We start from the raw sequence: 17,316 nt of genomic DNA on the forward strand, positions 1-17,316 counted from the left end.
TCGACAATAACCACTTGTCGGCAAAGGAGAACACGCGTGTTGCATTTGTATTATTCTAACCATTTAGAGATTCAAAAAGAGATTCTGATCAACTTGATGAGTCGAGATCTGCCGCCCGATCCGTTTCACAGCGAGCAGATTTTGGTGCAAAGCCAAGGCATGGCGCAATGGTTGAAACTGCAAATTGCGCAAAAGTGCGGTGTCGCCGCCAACATCAGTTTTCCGCTGCCCGCCAGTTTTATCTGGCATCAATACCACTGCAACTTGCCGAATGTACCGCAGCAAAATGCGTTCCAGAAAAATGCGATGCACTGGCATTTGATGAGCTTAATTCCCGAATTGTTAGCGCAGCCGGAATTTGCGGCGTTGAAAAAATATTTAGGCGAACCGATCGCACAGCAAAAACTGTATCAACTGGCGAGCAAACTGGCTGATCTGTTCGATCAATATTTAGTATATCGCCCGGAGTGGATTCAAGCCTGGGAACAGCAGCGTGAAGACGAGATCCTACAACAACTGAGTCACAGCCAACAACATAATAACCGTGAACTCTCGGCATTGCTGCAACAGGATCTGCAAAGTGCGGTGAGCTGGCAGGGCAAATTATGGCGCGCGTTATATGCCCGCATTCAGCAGCAAGGGTTGCAGCGCGGCGAAAGCTGTTTGCACCGGGCGGCGCTGCATAACGACTATTTGCAACAACTGGCAACCAATCAACCGATGCAGCTGCCGTCGCGTTTATTTATTTTTGGCATTTCCGCGTTGCCGAATGTCTATTTGCAAACCTTTCAAGCGATTGCGCAGCATTGTGAGGTGCATCTGTTTTTCAATAATCCTTGCCGTTATTACTGGGGCGATATTGTTGACCGCACTTTTCTGCAAGCGTTGAAATTGCGCCAACGCAGCAAACATCAAATTGAAACGCAAACCGCCGACGCCACCAGTTTGTGGTTGAACGACGGACAGCTAAATGCCGCCGATCAGGATGATTGGCAAAATCCGCTCGGCTATCTACAAACCGGCAATCCGCTATTGGCGGCATGGGGCAAAATGGGGCGCGATTTTTTGCATTTGCTCAGCCAAAGCGAAGCCAATGAAATTGACGCTTATGCCGCAGGCGAGCAGTCGGGATTATTGGGGCAGCTGCAAAATGCGATCTTGGATCTGCAACCGCTGCGTCAACCGCCGCCGTTCGTGCTGAGCGATGATGATCAGAGCTTGCGGATCCACGCCTGTCACAGCCCGATGCGCGAAGTGGAAGTGTTGCACGATCAGCTGCTGCACTGGTTTGCGCAAGACCGCAGTTTAACGCCGAAAGACATCGTGGTGATGGTGGCGGATGTAGATAAATATGTGCCGTATATTCATGCGGTGTTTTCCCAATATAACTATCAAGATCCACGCTTTATCGCGTATGAAATCGCCGATCGCAAACACACTCACAGCGATGTGATTATCTCGACTTTCCTGCAATTATTGCAGCTGAAGGAGAGCGCCTTTAGCGCCGAATCGGTGTTGGGATTGTTGGATGTTGCCGAACTGCGCGCCCGTTTTGAACTGGATTTAGCTGAACTGGAGACGCTGAAAAGCTGGGTGGCGCAAAACGGTATTCGTTACGGCTTATTCAGCGATGCGGAATCGACAAATGGCGAGCCGAACTATAACGCATGGCAGAGCGGTTTAGAACGAATGCTGCTCGGCAGCGCAATGCGCCAAGCTGACGGCATTTGGCAAAACACCGTGGCGTTTGACGGCAGTTATGGTTTGAATGCACAGCTGGTCGGCAAACTAGGTGAATTTTTGCAACTGTTGCAACAGTGGCACGCGCTCTTGCAGCAACCGCGTTCAGCAGCCGAATGGCAACAGCAGCTGCACGGGCTGCTACAACACTTTTTTCTGGAGACCGAACAGAGCCGCCACGCGCTGCTGTTTTTGTCGCAGCGGATTGAGGAAGTGTTCCGCACCGCACTTGAAACCGAATTTAGCGCAGAATTAGACGGCGAAGTGGTTGCCGAGCTGCTGACCAGCCATTTGTCGCAAGAGGATAACAGCATTCACTTTTTGAACGGCAAATTGAGCTTCTGCACCTTGCTGCCGATGCGTGCGATTCCGTTTAAAGTGGTGGCGCTGCTCGGCATGAACGAAGGCGATTATCCGCGCCAGCAAAATCCGAACAGCTTCGATTTAATGCAATATGATCCGCAAAAAGGTGACCGCGTGCGGCGCGATGATGATCGCTATCTTTTTTTAGAAGCGATTTTGTCGGCGCAGCAAACCCTATATATCAGCTATGTCGGGCGCTCACTCACCGATAATCAGGCACAGCAACCATCGGTGTTGGTCAGCCAGTTACTGGATTATTTGCTCGAACAGACTGAATATCGCCCCGACGGAACACTTGCCGATGACGATACTTTGCGGGCAAAATTATTGCAACAACACCCGATGACGGTGTTTAGTCATGCTAATTTCGATCCGCAAAATCCAAACCGCTCTTTTGCCCATGAATGGTTGGTGGCGGAACACGAGCAGAATCTCAACGAGTTTGTGCAGCCGCTTGCGGCGGCAAGTGCGGTCAGCCCGCAGATTGATTTGTCGCGTTTACTGAGCTTTGTGCGTGAGCCGCTGCATTACTTCTTTGAAAAGCAGCTCGGGGTATATTTCCGCCAGCAAAACGACGAATGGGAAGACAGCGAAGTGTTCGAACTTTCCGGACTGGAACGCTATCAGTTGAGCGATAAGATGCTGCAACAGCCGACAGCCGATTGGCAACACCAATTCGAACAGTTTAAATTGCAAGGCGAGCTGCCGCGCGCCCATTTCGCCAGCTTGGCACAACAGGCGATCAGCACACGGCTGCAGCCGCTCAGTGCGGTGATCGAACCGTATTTAACCGAAACCGCGCATAGTTTGAACATCAATCTGCCGCTAGACATTGACGGGCAGGAATATTGGCTGCAAGGCACATTGGAAAATCTGTATCACGGGCAACAAATTCGTTGGCGTAGCGGCAATCTGACTATTTCACATCAAATAGAGAGCTGGCTGAATTATCTCTTACAAATTGTGCAGCAACAAGCTCCGCAACCGGCGCCGCGTTATTACGGCATCCGCGATGGGAAGGTTGTTTGTTGTACCTTTGCTGAAGTTTCACTGGAGCAGGCGCAGCAACAATTAAACGCCTATGTCGCTGATTTCCTACGCGCCGAACAGCAGTTACTGCTGCTGCCGACCGCACTTTATCCGCATTTTCTATCCGATAAACCAAAAACGGATAAACAGCTATGGGACGCGATTCAAGAACTGGCGAAAGACGGCTACCACGACAGCGATCGCGCCGATCCGTATTGGCAACGACTGCTCAGCCAGCAGCCGTCAGTGGATTTAGAGGCGATCAAACTCAAAATGCAACAATGGTTTGGCTTGATGAACGAAAAATTGACATCATAAGCAATGCGCTGTCCCGACATGGTTCGGCGCAATTTCCTTTTCCCTTTCCTTATCTGAAAACAACTTGCTCAGTTACAGCAAGCTGAGTCGGCGCATTTTTTCATTTAATAAATAATATTAGCGAGCAAAATAAAACCATAGTAAAATTGCGTGGATATTTTTTATATCATGTAATTAATTATAAATTGGACGTCTTTATTTAGGCTATTTATCATGACAAAAGAGAGTAGTGTCGTTGCCGCAAGCAGTGAACCCCGACCGATCAGGGTTCCTGTCGAGGTCAAATTAGGATTCCGCTGGCAAGGCGTATTGCTGGCGGTTGCTGTCGGGTTAATCATTTGGCTGATCCCAACACCGGAGGGCTTAAGCTCGCGCGCTTGGGGAATGTTGGCGTTATTTGTGGCAACCATTGTGGCGATTATCGCCAAAGCAATGACAATGGGCGCCGCCACCTTAGTGGCATTGGTAATCAGCGCCTTAACCGGACTAACCCCGATTAAACCGGCTGCCGGTGAAGTGGGAATGCTGTCCGGCTTTTCAAATGCTACCATTTGGCTAATCGGTATTGCGATGTTTTTATCTCGTGCGGTGATTAAAACCGGTTTAGGAAATCGAATCGCGCTGTATTTTGTCGCTCGCTTCGGCAAACGAATGATGGGCGTTGCTTATGCGATTGCACTGGCGGATTTGGTTATCGCACCGGGAATTCCATCGGCGTCGGCGCGGGGCGGCGGCATCATGTATCCGATTATGCGTTCGATTGCCGAAGCATATAATTCAAAACCGGGACCGACAGCAAAAAGAGCCGGGGCATTTTTAGCGATTGTGGTTTCGCAAATTGATACGATCGTGTGTACGATGTTTTTAACCGCAATGGCGGGAAACCCGTTGGTCGCGGAATTGGCTGCCAGCCAAGGAATTACCATTTCGTGGATGACTTGGTTTTTAGGTGCAATTGTACCTGGGCTTGCCAGTTTGATCATTCTGCCGTATCTGGTGTATCTGATTTACCCGCCGGAATTAAAAGACACGCCGAAAATGGCGGAAATGGCGCGTGAAGAGTTGAAGCGTATGGGGCCGATGAGCAGTGCGGAGTGGATCTTGGCGCTGGACTTTATTTTATTATTGATCCTCTGGACAGTCGGTGATCTGATGTTCGGCATTTCGGCTACAGTGTCGGCGTTTATCGGGCTGATCATTTTGCTGTTAAGCAATATTATGTCGTGGAAAAACATTGTTTCCGAAACAACCGCATGGGACACCATGTTCTGGTTTGCGGTGTTGGTGATGATGGCGAATGCGTTGAATAAATACGGTGCGATCACTTGGGTTTCGGAACACATTTCTGCGTCGATCGGCAATTTTGACTGGCTGATCGCGTTCTCGGTGTTGATCTTGGTATATTTCTATACCCGTTATTTCTTCGCTTCGGCAATGGCGCATATCTCGGCGATGTATCTGGCATTTTTGGCGGCTGCGGTGGCAGTCGGCACACCACCGATGTTAGCGGCAGTAGGATTGGGTTACACCTCGAATCTGTCGATGAGCCTGACACAATATGCAGGCGGCCCGGGGCCGGCATTGTTCGGTTCCGGTTATAACACCGCCGGGCAGTGGTGGGGAGTCAGCTTTGTTATTTCACTTGCCTCGCTGGCAATCTGGTTCGTACTCGGCGCGCTTGGATGAAGTTGCTGGGTTGGTGGTAATCTCATTGAGCCTTTAACCGCACTTTCAACCGAAGTCAGCTTGATTTGAGTAGATAAAGTGTGGTTTATGTAGATAATCTGTATTCTAAACGTCGGAGATATTTTTCCGCGCAATAGGATACAGATTTTTTTATGCGTTGAATGGTTAAATCGGATAGCGTAAATTACGACGATTTACTTGCACCACACGGCAACAACTCATAAACTAGCGTGTTTATTTTTACTTGCGCCGGTTGAGCGCGAAATCATAGAGAAAACGATGCAGGTATCTGATTTTAATTTTGAATTGCCCGACGCGCTGATCGCCCGTTATCCGAAGGCAGAAAGAACAAGCAGCCGTTTGTTGTGTTTAGACGGTGTGAGCGGTGAATTGCAACATCGACAGTTTGCCGATGTGTTGGCGTTGGTGAATGCTGGCGATCTCTTGGTGTTCAACAATACGCGGGTGATTCCTGCGCGAATGTTTGGGCGCAAGCAGAGTGGCGGCAAATTAGAAGTGTTGGTCGAGCGGGTGTTAAGCGACACCAACTGTTTAGCCCATGTGCGCGCCTCAAAAGCACCGCAACCGGGGGCGTTGCTCATCTTGGGTGAGGATAAACTTGGTGAAGGCAATGGCATTCCCGTGTTGATGAAAGCGCGACACGATACGCTGTTTGAACTGGAAACGGTGGACGGCGCACCGCTGTTGGCGATGTTGCAACAGATCGGGCACATTCCGTTGCCGCCGTATATTGATCGCCCTGATGAAGCGATGGATCAAGAGCGCTATCAAACGGTGTATAACCAAGTGCCAGGTGCGGTGGCTGCCCCAACTGCGGGGCTGCATTTTGATCAGGATTTATTGGCGAAATTGCAACAAAAAGGCGTGAATTTGGCGTTTGTGACGTTGCACGTCGGTGCAGGCACATTTCAACCTGTTCGGGTGGAAAAGGTGGAAGATCACCACATGCACGCGGAATACGTGGAAGTGAGCGAGCAAACGGTGCAGGCGATTTTAGCCACTAAAGCGGCGGGCAAGCGGGTGATTGCGGTGGGGACAACCTCAGTGCGTTCAGTGGAAAGTGCTGCTTTGGCAGCCGAACAACAGCAAGCCACCAAGCTGCTTAAGCCGTATTTTTCTGACACCACGATTTTCTTGTATCCAGGCAAGCATTTTCGCGTGATTGATGCGTTAATTACCAATTTCCATTTGCCAGAATCAACGCTGGTGATGTTGGTGTCGGCGTTTGCAGGCTATAAAAACACCATGAACGCCTATCAAAGTGCGGTTGCGGAGTGTTATCGCTTTTTTAGCTACGGCGATGCGATGTTTATTACTAAAAATCCTGATGTCAAAGGATTAGACTAGATTGTGTTTTAATGACCTAAAAGTGCAGTGTTGTTCAACCGCACTTTGATTATGATCTTCGGACTGTTTTTCCGTTGAAGGAGCAAAAATGAAATATGAACTGTATAAAACCGATGGGTGCGCACGACGTGGGCGCTTAACCTTTCAACGCCCGCAAGGGGAATACCATGTGGAAACCCCAGCGTTTATGCCCGTGGGCACGTATGGCACGGTGAAAGGCATGACCCCGGAAGAGGTGAAAGCCACGGGGGCACAAATTTTGTTGGGCAACACGTTCCATTTGTGGCTGCGCCCAGGGCAGGACGTGATGCGCAAACACGGCGACTTGCATGATTTCATGCAGTGGCACGGCCCGATTTTGACCGATTCCGGCGGCTTTCAGGTGTTTAGCCTTGGCGATATTCGCAAAATTAAAGAAGAGGGCGTGCATTTCCGCAATCCGATTAACGGCGAAAAAATCTTTTTATCGCCTGAAAAATCCATGGAAATTCAATACGATTTAGGCTCGGATATTGTGATGATTTTCGATGAATGTACGCCATATCCAGCGGATTTTGATTATGCAAAAAATTCGATGGAAATGTCGTTGCGCTGGGCAAAACGCAGCCGTCAACGCTTTGATGAGCTGGGTAATACCAATGCGCTGTTTGGGATTATTCAAGGCGGCGTGTATGAGGAACTGCGTAAAGTTTCGGTGGAAGGTTTGGTTGATATCGGATTTGACGGTTATGCGGTCGGCGGGCTTGCGGTCGGCGAACCGAAAGCGGATATGCACCGGATTTTAGAATATGTTTGCCCGCAAATTCCAGCGGACAAACCGCGCTATTTAATGGGTGTGGGCAAGCCGGAAGATCTGGTGGAGGGCGTGCGCCGTGGGATTGATATGTTTGACTGCGTGATGCCGACCCGCAATGCGCGCAACGGGCATCTGTTCACCGCCGACGGCGTAATCAAAATTCGCAATGCCAAATACCGTGAGGATACTTCACCACTGGAAGCAGAGTGTGATTGTTATACCTGTAAACACTACACCAAATCCTATCTGTATCATTTGGACAAGTGCGGTGAGATTTTGGGGGCGCGCCTGAATACCATTCATAACCTGCGTTATTATCAACGCTTAATGGAACAGCTACGTGCCGCGATTGACAACGGCGAGTTAGAAGCGTTTGTTGAGCAGTTTTATGCCCGTATCGGCAAGCCTGTGCCTGCGTTGAATGAATATCACGCATTTACCGCGGCAAAATAGCTTTCGCACAAAAGAAGCTTTTCACTTTAAGCGCATTTTATGCTATTTTTAATCTCTTTCTTGAGCGGTGCGATCTCGGTCGTGTCGCTTAATTCATCAATTTTGACTAACTGATTTAAAAGGATAAAAACATGGATGCACAACAAGGCGGCGGAATGCAAATGATCTTTATTTTAGTGATCTTTGCTTTAATTTTCTATTTTATGATTTATCGCCCACAAGCAAAACGCAATAAAGACCACCGTAATTTAATGGCATCACTGGCGAAAGGCGAAGAAGTGCTCACCAGCGGCGGTTTAATCGGCAAAATCACCAAAGTTTCCACAGAAAGTGACTACATCGTGATCGCGTTAAACGACAACACGGAAGTGACCATTAAACGTGATTTCGTTGTTGCGGTATTACCGAAAGGATCATTAAAATCCCTGTAATTTTTTCTTCCAATTGACTTCCATTCGCCGATGAGCGAATAAGAACAAGGGGCATTATTGTGTTAAACCGTTTCCCTTTATGGAAGAACCTGATGGTGATCATTTTGGTCGCCATCGGCATTTTATATGCTCTTCCAAATCTTTATGGTGAAGATCCTGCGGTGCAGGTTTCAGGCACGCGCGGACAACCGGCGGACACCACCACTTACCAACGCATTGAACAAGTTCTACAACAAAACCAGCTGCCGGTGAAATCGTTACAACTGGAAAACGGCTCAGTTTTGGCAAAATTCAATAACACCGACGATCAACTGCTTGCCAAAGATAAATTGGCGGAAAGTTTAGGCAACAGCTATTCGGTTGCACTCAACTTAGCACCGGCAACGCCGGCGTGGCTGGAAGCGATCGGCGGCAGTCCGATGAAACTGGGGCTGGATCTGCGCGGCGGCGTGCGTTTTTTAATGCAAGTCGATATGAATACCGCACTTGAGAAGCTGGAAACGCAGCGCCAAGATAATTTGCGCACCGAACTGCGCAAAGCCAGAATTCCTTATACCAACATCCGCCAGGGCGAAAATTATGCGACGGTGATTACCCTGGGTGAACAGGCGTCCGAATCTGAAGCGCAAAGTTTGATTCGCCGTATCGATCCGAATTTGCAGCAAACCGCCAATAACAACGTGATTACCGTGGCGATGTCGGAAACAGAATTGGCGCAAGTGCGCGAACACGCGATTGAGCAAAACCTGACAATTTTGCGTAAACGGGTGGAAGAGCTGGGCGTGGCGGAGCCGGTAGTGCAGCGCCAAGGAGCCGAGCGGATTGTGATCGAATTGCCGGGGGTGCAAGACACCGCACGCGCGAAAGAGATTTTGGGCGCAACCGCGACGCTGGAATTCCGTTTAGTCAATACCAATGCCAGCACCGATGCTGCGGCGCGTGGCTTAGTGCCGTCGGATTCTGAAATTAAATACGATCGTGAGGGCAACCCTGTGGTGTTGTATCGCCGCGTAATTTTAGGCGGTGAGCATATCACCGGCGCAAGTTCCGGCGTGGATGCCAACACCGGCCGTCCTGAAGTGAATATCACCCTTGACAGTGAAGGCGGCAACCTGATGGCGGCGGCAACTCGTGATGCGATCGGCAAACCGATGGCAACGCTGTTCAGCGAGTATAAAGAGAGCGGTCAGGTTGACGAAAAAGGCATGCCAATTCTGGAAAAACATGAAGAGGTGATCAACGTTGCCACAATTAACGACCGCCTAGGCAGCCGTTTCCGTATCAGCGGCATCGACAGCCCGGCGGAAGCGCTGAACTTGTCGGTACTGTTGCGTGCCGGGGCGTTGATTGCACCGATTCAAATTGTGGAAGAGCGCACCATCGGCCCGTCTTTAGGGGCGCAAAATATTGAACAGGGTATGGAAGCCAGTCTGTACGGCTTGGCATTCACCATTCTGTTTATGATTGTGGTGTACCGTAAATTCGGAATCATTGCCAATATTGCGTTAGTGCTGAATATCGTGTTACTGATCGGTGTATTGTCATTGTTGCCGGGGGCGACGCTGACCATGCCGGGCATCGCCGGGATTGTATTGGCGGTCGGGATGTCGGTGGATGCCAACGTGTTGATCTTTGAGCGGATAAAAGAAGAGCTGCGCAATGGACGTTCTGTGCAACAGGCGATTCATGAAGGCTACAATGGCGCGTTTTCCAGTATTTTCGATGCCAACTTAACCACGATTTTGGTTGCGATTATTCTATACGCGGTGGGAACCGGGCCGGTGAAAGGCTTCGCGATCACCTTGTCATTAGGGGTCGCAATTTCGATGTTTACAGCGATCACAGGAACGCGTGCTATCGTGAATTTCCTGTATGGCGGCAAACGCATTAATAAGCTGTCGATTTAGCTGAGGATTTAATTGTGAATACAAGAGCAAAACAAACTATCGAAACCGAAAGCGGTATCAAACTGGCGCGTAAAGTCGTGCCGTTTATGAAATACCGGATTCCAGGCTACTTTTTTTCGCTGGCAGTGATTGCCGTCAGTCTGTTTTTTGTGATCACCAAAGGGTTTAACTGGGGATTGGATTTTACCGGTGGAACCGTGATTGAAGCCACTTTCTCACAGCCTGCGGATTTGCCGCAAGTGCGGTCTGCACTGGCGGAAAATCAATTTGGCAGCGCGGTGGTGCAAGCTTCAGGTGGGACGCGTGATGTGATGATCCGTTTAGCGTCTGAGGACGGTGATACCAAAATCGGTCCACAAATCATTAATATTTTACAAGGCATTGATGCACAATCGACCGTGCGCAGCATTGAATTTGTCGGACCGAATGTGGGTAAAGAGCTGACCGAAGCAGCAATTTATGCCACTTTAGCAACTTTGATCATGCTGTTATTGTATGTTGGCATGCGTTTTGAATGGCGATTGGGAGCAGGTGGTATTTTAGCACTGGCGCATGACGTAATCGTAACCCTTGGCGTATTTGCCGCCTTGCAAATTGAGATTGATCTGACCTTTGTGGCGGCGATTTTGTCGGTGATTGGTTATTCCTTGAACGACAGTATCGTGGTATTTGACCGAATTCGGGAAAATTTCCGCAAAATCCGCCGTACCGCGGCACAAGAGATTATGGATATTTCCCTGACGCAAACATTAGCCAGAACCTTAATGACCTCCGCGACAACCTTAGTGGTTGTGCTGGCACTGTTTATCTGGGGCGGTCCGAGCATTCATAATTTCTCATTGGCATTGCTGATCGGAATTGGCTTCGGTACGTATTCCTCGATTTATATTGCGACCGCACTTGCATTGGATTTAGGTTTGGAGCGGGAACATATGCTACCGCCGAAAGTGGAAAAAGAAGGCGAAGATCAAGATGCGATTATGCCGTAAAACGGCGGAGTTGTGAAAAAGCCATGCAAGTTAGCATGGCTTTTTTTGTGGCTTATTGTGCCATATTGTTGCTGTTCACCCCTTTCAGCGGTTTGCCGTCTGCGCTGTTGATTAACACCAAAATGCCAAACAACGGATGATCGAAATACATCATTTGATTATCAATATAGCTGCTTTGGCTTTGATATTGAATGGTGTGGCGTGTGGCGGCGGAGTTATTATTTGCTGCGACTTGATCTTCCGGATTTACCGCGTCAATATCCGGCACGCCGTCGACTACCGACGGTTCAACACTGCCGAACGCCTGTTGTGAAGGCGTGGTACTTTGGTTGTTGTGATAGCTGAAAGCCAGATTGAAGTTGAGTTCGATTTTATCGTCTTGCCACACCATAAAACGCCCGTCCAGCGCCGGCACGTTTGCCGGATCGGATTGAATGCGAATCGGCGGTGCTTGAATTTGTTGATTTAATGGTTGCGTCCAAGCTTGATGATAAAATGGCACATAAGCGTCGTGCTGTTCAAATTTAGTAAAAATATCATTGAGCTGCATCTCATTGTCGGCTAGCGAACGCGCGTTGATCTGGCTTGCAGACGGCAACAGTGTGTCAGCAGTCGAGATCACGCTGGTCAATTCAGGGAATTTTTGATTCAGACTGTCGCTGTCAAATAACCGTTGAAACGCGATAATTTCCACATTGATTTGTGTGGCATAGGCTGAGGCTGAGGCTGAGGCTGAGGCTGAGGCTGAGGCTGAGGCGTTGTCACTTTCCGTTACGGCAGACGCTATCGCTGCGGCTGTGCTTGATAGATATTCTGCCGACAGGTTGGTTTCAACCGCACTTTCCGTTTCAACTGCGGCGGGCTGATTGGCATAAGCCTGCCCGCCGATTAGCGCTAGCACAACAGTGCGAGCGGCAAGTGTAAAAAAGATTTTGGATAACTTCATGACGGATACTCCCATGATAAAAAGTCCATAGACAACGAGTGCATTCAGCTTGCTTCCACGCTTTCCGGCGTTGTCGGCGTCATTTCAGGCGCCGCTGGCGTTGGTGTTGGCAACGGATCGCGGCTTTCGTCCTCAACCGGCACGCTTTCTAATTGGCGTTGCGGCGATTGATATTCGCTTGGTTGGTGTTTTCCTTCGCCTAATAGCTGGCTTTGTAACCGTTTAAAGCTGCTTTGCGGTGACAACCAAATATCTAAAAATGCTTGATTAAACTCTTTGCCGAATTCTGGTTCCAGCACGGTGTCGTTTAACACGAAATAGCCGGTGTCTTCCAAGGCGATGTAGTTCAATAAATCTTGTGGTTGAAAATCCGGTAGTGTTTGTTCTAACTTGGTTGCCCATTGATTTTGCAATTCTGCCGGGACTTGAGGAGCTATCCCGTTCAGCTCTTTTTTGATGGTGATCGCAAAATTTTTGCCTTCGACCGGTTTGGCGTAATTTAGGGTCAACATCACCGGGCGCTGATCGGGTTGATATTCTCCGGTTTCGCTATATAAGGTGATGGTGTAAATATGGAATGGCCCCCAAGTATAATCGACGGTTCCGACCGGCAGCCAGGTTGCGGATGCCAATTTGCAGCAGAACAGCAAAAATAGGGAGGTGGCAATTTTTAATAATTTCATAAGATAACCGATAACTCGCTCGGACAGCACAAATTGATGAGATTATAACATAAATGCTAGCAAGATCGAGCAACGCTCAAACCGGCTTGTGCCTTGAACAAAAACGGGATCCGAAGATCCCGTGTTGCTGTCTTGACGGCGGTTATTTCAGGCTGCCGACCATGTCTTCAGGGCGTACCCATTGGTCAAACTGCTCGGCGGTCACCAAACCCAGATTAATCGCTTCTTCTTTCAAGGTTGTGCCGTTTTTGTGCGCAGTTTTGGCGATTTTCGCCGCATTTTCATAGCCGATGTGGGTATTTAATGCGGTAACCAACATCAGTGAATTTTCCAGCTGCATTTGAATGCGCGGGTGGTTCGGTTCGATACCGACTGCGCAATGCTCGTCAAATGACACGCAAGCCTCTGCTAACAATTGGGCGGATTGCAGGAAATTCGCTGCCATCACCGGTTTGAACACGTTTAACTGGAAGTGCCCTTGGCTGCCGGCGAAAGAGATAGTGGTGTCGTTGCCCAGCACTTGTGCGCACACCATAGTTAAGGCTTCACATTGAGTTGGGTTGACTTTACCCGGCATGATAGAAGAACCCGGCTCATTTTCAGGAATCAGAATTTCACCGATACCAGAACGAGGGCCGGAGGCTAATAAGCGGATATCGTTCGCGATTTTGAACAGCGATACGGCCAGTTGTTTTAATGCGCCGTGAGTTTCAACAATCGCATCGTGGGTTGCCAGCGCTTCAAATTTATTTTGCGCAGTCACAAACGGCAAACCGGTGAATTTAGCGATATATTCCGCCACTTTCACATCGTAGCCTTGTGGCGTGTTCAAGCCGGTGCCGACCGCTGTGCCGCCCAGCGCGAGTTCCGCCAAGTGCGGTAGTGTGTTTTTCAACGCTTTTAAGCCGAAGCTCAATTGTGCCGCATAAGCGGAAAATTCTTGTCCCAATGTCAACGGAGTTGCGTCCATTAAATGAGTACGTCCGATTTTCACCACATCGTTAAATGCTGCTGCTTTTTCCGCAAAGGTTTTTTGTAAGCGTTCCACGCAAGGAATGGTGGTTTCCACCACTTTTTTGTATGCCGCAATGTGCATTGCTGTCGGGTAGGTGTCATTTGAGGACTGCGATTTGTTCACATCGTCGTTCGGGTGAATCACGCTTTTTTCACCCAATGTACCGCCGTTCAGCACATGAGCACGGTTAGACACCACTTCATTGACGTTCATATTTGACTGCGTGCCGGAGCCGGTTTGCCAAATAACCAACGGGAACTGTTTGTCTAATTTCCCTGCCAAAATCTCATCGCAGGCTTGCCCGATCAGATCACGTTTTTCCGCCGGTAGCACGCCCAAATCGGTGTTTGCAAACGCTGCGGCTTTTTTCAGATAACCAAAGGCTTCGATGATTTCATGCGGCATTGAAGCGGCAGGGCCGATTTTAAAATTATTGCGTGAACGCTCGGTTTGAGCCGCCCAGTATTTATCCGCCGGAACTTGAACCTCACCCATAGTGTCTTTTTCGATACGAAATGTCATAGTTAATTTCCTCAGTTAATAGAATTGGTAACAAAAAAATTCTAACATTACTACCCCTTAAGTGGAATGCTGAAGGCATGATCTAAATCATTGTAACTGAAGTTTTGTGAGTGAAATCACGAAGTTTGATAGGATGCAAAGTGCGGTTAAACGGTAAGAAAACAGAAAAAAGGGCGATGAATCGCCCTAGATCAAATGACTTAATGCACCAAACGAATCACCGCTTGAACCTGTTCTCCCTGCTGCAACGGCTGGCGAATGCGCGCGGTTTCCACGCACAGCATGGTTTGATAGCCATTCGCTGACATACTGCCGGTTTTCTTCTGCCACGGATTCCACACCACAATATCGGAGGCATTTTGGTGTTCAATTTCAATGCTGCGCTGTTGTGCGCGATCTTCAATCCGGCTAATCGGGTTTTCTACGCGATACAGTGCGTCAACTTCTTGATCGAAAAGACGTGGCGACGGCACGGTTTGCTGTTGATTGTTCAAGGTGTTAAGTGCGGTTTGCGGCAAGCCGTGTAACACGGTCTGCGCAATATCACCGACCTTGAAATAGCTGTGCAGCGCCAGTTGTGCCGGTTGGGCGGCATAATGGCGGAAGGTCAGGCGGCATTGGTCGCTAAATTCCATTTTCAGACTGGCTTCGATTAACTGGTTGTTATCATACAGATTAAAGGTTAATGAAACGCTGTCAGCTTCAACCTGCCAATCGCTTAACTGCCACAGGCTGATACGAGCATAGCCGTGCGCCGGGCTGCCATTGTCTTTAAACCAAGGATAGCAAACCGGCACACCGCCACGAATCGCACTGCCGAGTTTAAACGGCTCGATTTCACTTAACCAAAACACGTCTTGTGCCGCAAAGTGCGGTTGCCAGCCGAGTAAATGCGCGCCCTGCAAGGCGATCATTGCTTTGCCGATCGGGTGATCTAACACGATAACCGGAATTTCGTTGATTTGTTGCAAAGAGAGGTGCGGGTGAATCTGTTTAATGAATTGGAGATTTTGCGATGACATAACCGAGTCCTTAGCTGAATAATAACGAATATGATACGCCGATTCATGCGCATGACAACCCAATCTTAGTTATAGCTGAGATGTAATTTCGCTTCCATTTGCTGATGTAAGATTCTAACGACAAAAATCCCGTTTTTTCGGATACGGTAGAAAATGGTGTGCTGCGAATGGGGGAAGCGCATCAGCTTGGAGCCAATAGAACACCGTTTCCCAATCAGAGGTGCTTCAGACAACATTTTGACTGTGCTTTCTAATTCAGTGACATAAGACTCTGCTTGAACGATACCAAAGTTTTCGTATGTATAGTCATAAATTTTATCAAGGTCTTTAAATGAGAGGGCTGAAAATTTATACATTGTGACTTGCTCGTTTGATAGCTAAAAATTCAGAAATGGTTAAATCACTTTCACCGCTTTCATCACCGGCCTTGATCGCTAACCGCAATGCTTCCATTTGTGCTTCTTGCTCTTCTAATAAACGAAGTGCTGAACGCATGACTTCACTGCTTGAACCGTAACGACCGGATTCAATCATTTTAGCGACAAACTCGTTTAATGGTTCCCCAAGTGTAACGCTGGTTGTGCGTGCCATAATAAAGCTCCTTTGTGTGAATTATTCACACAAAAGATAGCAGAACGGCAAAAATGATCAAGCGTTATTTTCTTGCGCCCAAGCCGGGTTGTGTTTCAAAATCTCAGCATAAATCGGGCAGTCGGGTTGGTGTGCGCCTTGTAGGTAGCCGCAGCTCATTAAAAATTCATTTACGATTTCGCCGCCGACAAATTTGAACTGTTTTTTGAATAGTTTGACCCAGTCGGCAAGCGGGCGAGGGTGGTGCTGATCGAGCCAGTTCTTGAATGAACCGAATTGCTGTTGCAACAATAGGATTTGATTGGCGTTGTAGATAGCGGCATTCACTTTCAGTTTATTGCGCACGATTCCTGCGTCATTTAGTAGCCGCTCGCGATCGGCATCGCCGTAGGCGGCAACTTCAGCAATCTCAAATTGGGAATAGGCATCACGGAAATTTTGCTGTTTTTTCAGCATCAGCGTCCAGCTTAATCCCGCTTGATTAATTTCCAACACCAAGCGTTCAAACAGTTGATTATCGTCCGTGATAGGATAGCCGTAATGGTGATCATGATAGATTTTATTCAGCTCATCTTGTTGCGACGCTAATTTGTTGACGTAATCACAATAACTCATCATAAAATCCTATTGGCTAATATTACTGCGGATACGTTGCATAAACATCGGCAGATCGTCGGTCAGCACCCGTTGTTCCATGAGATCCTTGATACTTTCCGCACGTTGCAGCGCTTTTTCTGCTTTTTCGCCGACGAACAGCTCATCCACGGTCTGTTTCCAGTGGCTCAGCCAGACCTCAAACATATCATAATTCATCGGCTGGCGTTTATGCAGTTTAATGTGCTGCAACATCGGATTGCCCTGATAGCTTTCCAGATCAAAGATATTACTTTCCCAAAAACGGTACATTTTTTCTAAATGCTTTTGCCAATGGCTGCCGTGGATATGATTGAACATATAGCCGATCCGCTCGTCGGCGAGGATTTTGTCGTAGAAACAATTCACCAATAATTCAATATCTTGCCGATTTTCGAGCGCTTTAGGGAAAAGGGAGGACGGTTGCATAGTTTATCCTGTTGTCGGGTTGTGATTACATACAGCCGCCGCAGCTGCCACAGCGCCAATCTTCTTGATTCACGGCTTGATAAAAATAGTGAAAATGCGCTTCATCAAGCGGTACGTTTGAGGCGATAAACACATCGGCAAGCCAATCGGCATTTTCAATGATCCAATCATCTTCATACAGCCCTTCGCGAAACAGCTCTTCTTCCGGATCCATAAAACTGTAGATGCCGTTGGTGCCCATATCATGTTCGCGTTTCTGTTCGGGCAACACCAAAGGTAAGCCTTGGTAACTGATTTCCCAGTGCCCTAAACATAACGTATTGCCCACCGCAGTCCAGCGTGCGCTAAATGGATTCGACATGATTGATGTAGTCTCTGACAAAAATTTAATCAAT

The 17,316-nt window shown here is 48.4% G+C and carries 15 protein-coding genes and 1 pseudogene; 7 read left to right on the forward strand and 9 right to left on the reverse strand.

Going from position 1 to position 17,316, the window contains the following annotated elements; all coding sequences use genetic code 11:
* The first annotated feature begins 36 nt into the window (after nt 1-36).
* The 7 genes and pseudogenes from recC (at nt 37) to secF (ending at nt 11,080) form a co-directional block, all read left to right on the forward strand.
* Nucleotides 37-3,450, forward strand: a complete 3,414-nt coding sequence (recC, locus tag ACUHGC_RS06220; protein ID WP_446834749.1) for an exodeoxyribonuclease V subunit gamma — start codon at nt 37-39, stop codon at nt 3,448-3,450.
* A 213-nt stretch (nt 3,451-3,663) separates the two neighbouring features.
* Nucleotides 3,664-5,156 (forward strand): annotated as a pseudogene (locus ACUHGC_RS06225) (DASS family sodium-coupled anion symporter).
* Between the two features lie 259 nt (nt 5,157-5,415).
* Nucleotides 5,416-6,504: a tRNA preQ1(34) S-adenosylmethionine ribosyltransferase-isomerase QueA gene (gene queA, locus ACUHGC_RS06230; protein ID WP_446834750.1), complete on the forward strand. Its 1,089-nt coding sequence runs from the start codon at nt 5,416-5,418 to the stop codon at nt 6,502-6,504.
* Between the two features lie 88 nt (nt 6,505-6,592).
* On the forward strand, nt 6,593-7,753 hold the full coding sequence (gene tgt, locus ACUHGC_RS06235; protein WP_446834751.1) for a tRNA guanosine(34) transglycosylase Tgt: 1,161 nt from the start codon (nt 6,593-6,595) through the stop codon (nt 7,751-7,753).
* Between the two features lie 131 nt (nt 7,754-7,884).
* Nucleotides 7,885-8,184, forward strand: a complete 300-nt coding sequence (gene yajC / locus ACUHGC_RS06240) for a preprotein translocase subunit YajC (protein WP_446834752.1) — start codon at nt 7,885-7,887, stop codon at nt 8,182-8,184.
* Between the two features lie 59 nt (nt 8,185-8,243).
* Entirely contained in the window at nt 8,244-10,091 is a 1,848-nt protein-coding gene (gene secD, locus ACUHGC_RS06245; RefSeq protein WP_446834753.1) for a protein translocase subunit SecD, read from the forward strand.
* Between the two features lie 86 nt (nt 10,092-10,177).
* Nucleotides 10,178-11,080, forward strand: coding sequence for a protein translocase subunit SecF (gene secF / locus ACUHGC_RS06250; protein WP_446834856.1), 903 nt, complete (start codon nt 10,178-10,180; stop codon nt 11,078-11,080).
* Nucleotides 11,081-11,132: 52 nt separating this feature from the next.
* On the opposite strand, the gene ACUHGC_RS06255 is transcribed toward secF, so the two are convergent.
* The 9 genes from ACUHGC_RS06255 to ACUHGC_RS06295 all read right to left on the reverse strand — a co-directional run bounded on the left by ACUHGC_RS06255 (nt 11,133) and on the right by ACUHGC_RS06295 (nt 17,282).
* Nucleotides 11,133-12,026 carry a CsiV family protein gene (locus ACUHGC_RS06255; protein WP_446834754.1) on the reverse strand — a complete coding sequence of 298 codons (894 nt, stop codon included), beginning with the start codon at nt 12,024-12,026 and terminating at the stop codon, nt 11,133-11,135.
* Nucleotides 12,027-12,070: 44 nt separating this feature from the next.
* Nucleotides 12,071-12,709, reverse strand: a complete 639-nt coding sequence (locus ACUHGC_RS06260) for a chalcone isomerase family protein (protein WP_446834755.1) — start codon at nt 12,707-12,709, stop codon at nt 12,071-12,073.
* A 142-nt stretch (nt 12,710-12,851) separates the two neighbouring features.
* The gene (gene fumC / locus ACUHGC_RS06265) at nt 12,852-14,246 is read right to left on the reverse strand and encodes a class II fumarate hydratase (protein WP_446834756.1); all 1,395 of its coding nucleotides are present in this window, start codon (nt 14,244-14,246) and stop codon (nt 12,852-12,854) included.
* 200 nt (nt 14,247-14,446) lie between these two features.
* Nucleotides 14,447-15,268 carry a D-hexose-6-phosphate mutarotase gene (locus tag ACUHGC_RS06270; RefSeq protein ID WP_446834757.1) on the reverse strand — a complete coding sequence of 274 codons (822 nt, stop codon included), beginning with the start codon at nt 15,266-15,268 and terminating at the stop codon, nt 14,447-14,449.
* A 65-nt stretch (nt 15,269-15,333) separates the two neighbouring features.
* A complete protein-coding gene (locus ACUHGC_RS06275) occupies nt 15,334-15,624 on the reverse strand; it encodes a type II toxin-antitoxin system RelE/ParE family toxin (RefSeq protein ID WP_446834758.1) in 291 nt (96 codons plus the stop codon).
* A complete protein-coding gene (locus ACUHGC_RS06280) occupies nt 15,617-15,859 on the reverse strand; it encodes a type II toxin-antitoxin system ParD family antitoxin (protein WP_446834759.1) in 243 nt (80 codons plus the stop codon). Before ACUHGC_RS06280 ends, ACUHGC_RS06275 begins: the two co-directional genes overlap by 8 nt.
* A gap of 57 nt (nt 15,860-15,916) precedes the next feature.
* Nucleotides 15,917-16,474, reverse strand: coding sequence for a DNA-3-methyladenine glycosylase I (locus ACUHGC_RS06285; RefSeq protein ID WP_446834760.1), 558 nt, complete (start codon nt 16,472-16,474; stop codon nt 15,917-15,919).
* 9 nt (nt 16,475-16,483) lie between these two features.
* Nucleotides 16,484-16,921 (reverse strand): group III truncated hemoglobin, encoded by a 438-nt coding sequence (locus ACUHGC_RS06290; protein ID WP_446834761.1) that lies wholly within the window; start codon nt 16,919-16,921, stop codon nt 16,484-16,486.
* 25 nt (nt 16,922-16,946) lie between these two features.
* A complete protein-coding gene (locus tag ACUHGC_RS06295; RefSeq protein ID WP_446834762.1) occupies nt 16,947-17,282 on the reverse strand; it encodes a hypothetical protein in 336 nt (111 codons plus the stop codon).
* Nucleotides 17,283-17,316 lie beyond the last annotated feature (34 nt).

It is taken from the genome of Testudinibacter sp. P27/CKL/0425, from assembly GCF_052931395.1.

What these genes read in the sequence shown, in the direction of transcription:
- ACUHGC_RS06275 (WP_446834758.1), bottom strand. Translation starts at nt 15,624, where the DNA reads ATGTATAAATTTTCAGCCCTCTCATTTAAAGACCTTGATAAAATTTAT.
- secF (WP_446834856.1), top strand. Translation starts at nt 10,178, where the DNA reads ATGAAATACCGGATTCCAGGCTACTTTTTTTCGCTGGCAGTGATTGCC.
- ACUHGC_RS06285 (WP_446834760.1), bottom strand. Translation starts at nt 16,474, where the DNA reads ATGAGTTATTGTGATTACGTCAACAAATTAGCGTCGCAACAAGATGAG.
- ACUHGC_RS06260 (WP_446834755.1), bottom strand. Translation starts at nt 12,709, where the DNA reads ATGAAATTATTAAAAATTGCCACCTCCCTATTTTTGCTGTTCTGCTGC.
- queA (WP_446834750.1), top strand. Translation starts at nt 5,416, where the DNA reads ATGCAGGTATCTGATTTTAATTTTGAATTGCCCGACGCGCTGATCGCC.
- ACUHGC_RS06270 (WP_446834757.1), bottom strand. Translation starts at nt 15,268, where the DNA reads ATGTCATCGCAAAATCTCCAATTCATTAAACAGATTCACCCGCACCTC.
- tgt (WP_446834751.1), top strand. Translation starts at nt 6,593, where the DNA reads ATGAAATATGAACTGTATAAAACCGATGGGTGCGCACGACGTGGGCGC.
- ACUHGC_RS06295 (WP_446834762.1), bottom strand. Translation starts at nt 17,282, where the DNA reads ATGTCGAATCCATTTAGCGCACGCTGGACTGCGGTGGGCAATACGTTA.
- fumC (WP_446834756.1), bottom strand. Translation starts at nt 14,246, where the DNA reads ATGACATTTCGTATCGAAAAAGACACTATGGGTGAGGTTCAAGTTCCG.
- ACUHGC_RS06280 (WP_446834759.1), bottom strand. Translation starts at nt 15,859, where the DNA reads ATGGCACGCACAACCAGCGTTACACTTGGGGAACCATTAAACGAGTTT.
- ACUHGC_RS06290 (WP_446834761.1), bottom strand. Translation starts at nt 16,921, where the DNA reads ATGCAACCGTCCTCCCTTTTCCCTAAAGCGCTCGAAAATCGGCAAGAT.
- ACUHGC_RS06255 (WP_446834754.1), bottom strand. Translation starts at nt 12,026, where the DNA reads ATGAAGTTATCCAAAATCTTTTTTACACTTGCCGCTCGCACTGTTGTG.
- yajC (WP_446834752.1), top strand. Translation starts at nt 7,885, where the DNA reads ATGGATGCACAACAAGGCGGCGGAATGCAAATGATCTTTATTTTAGTG.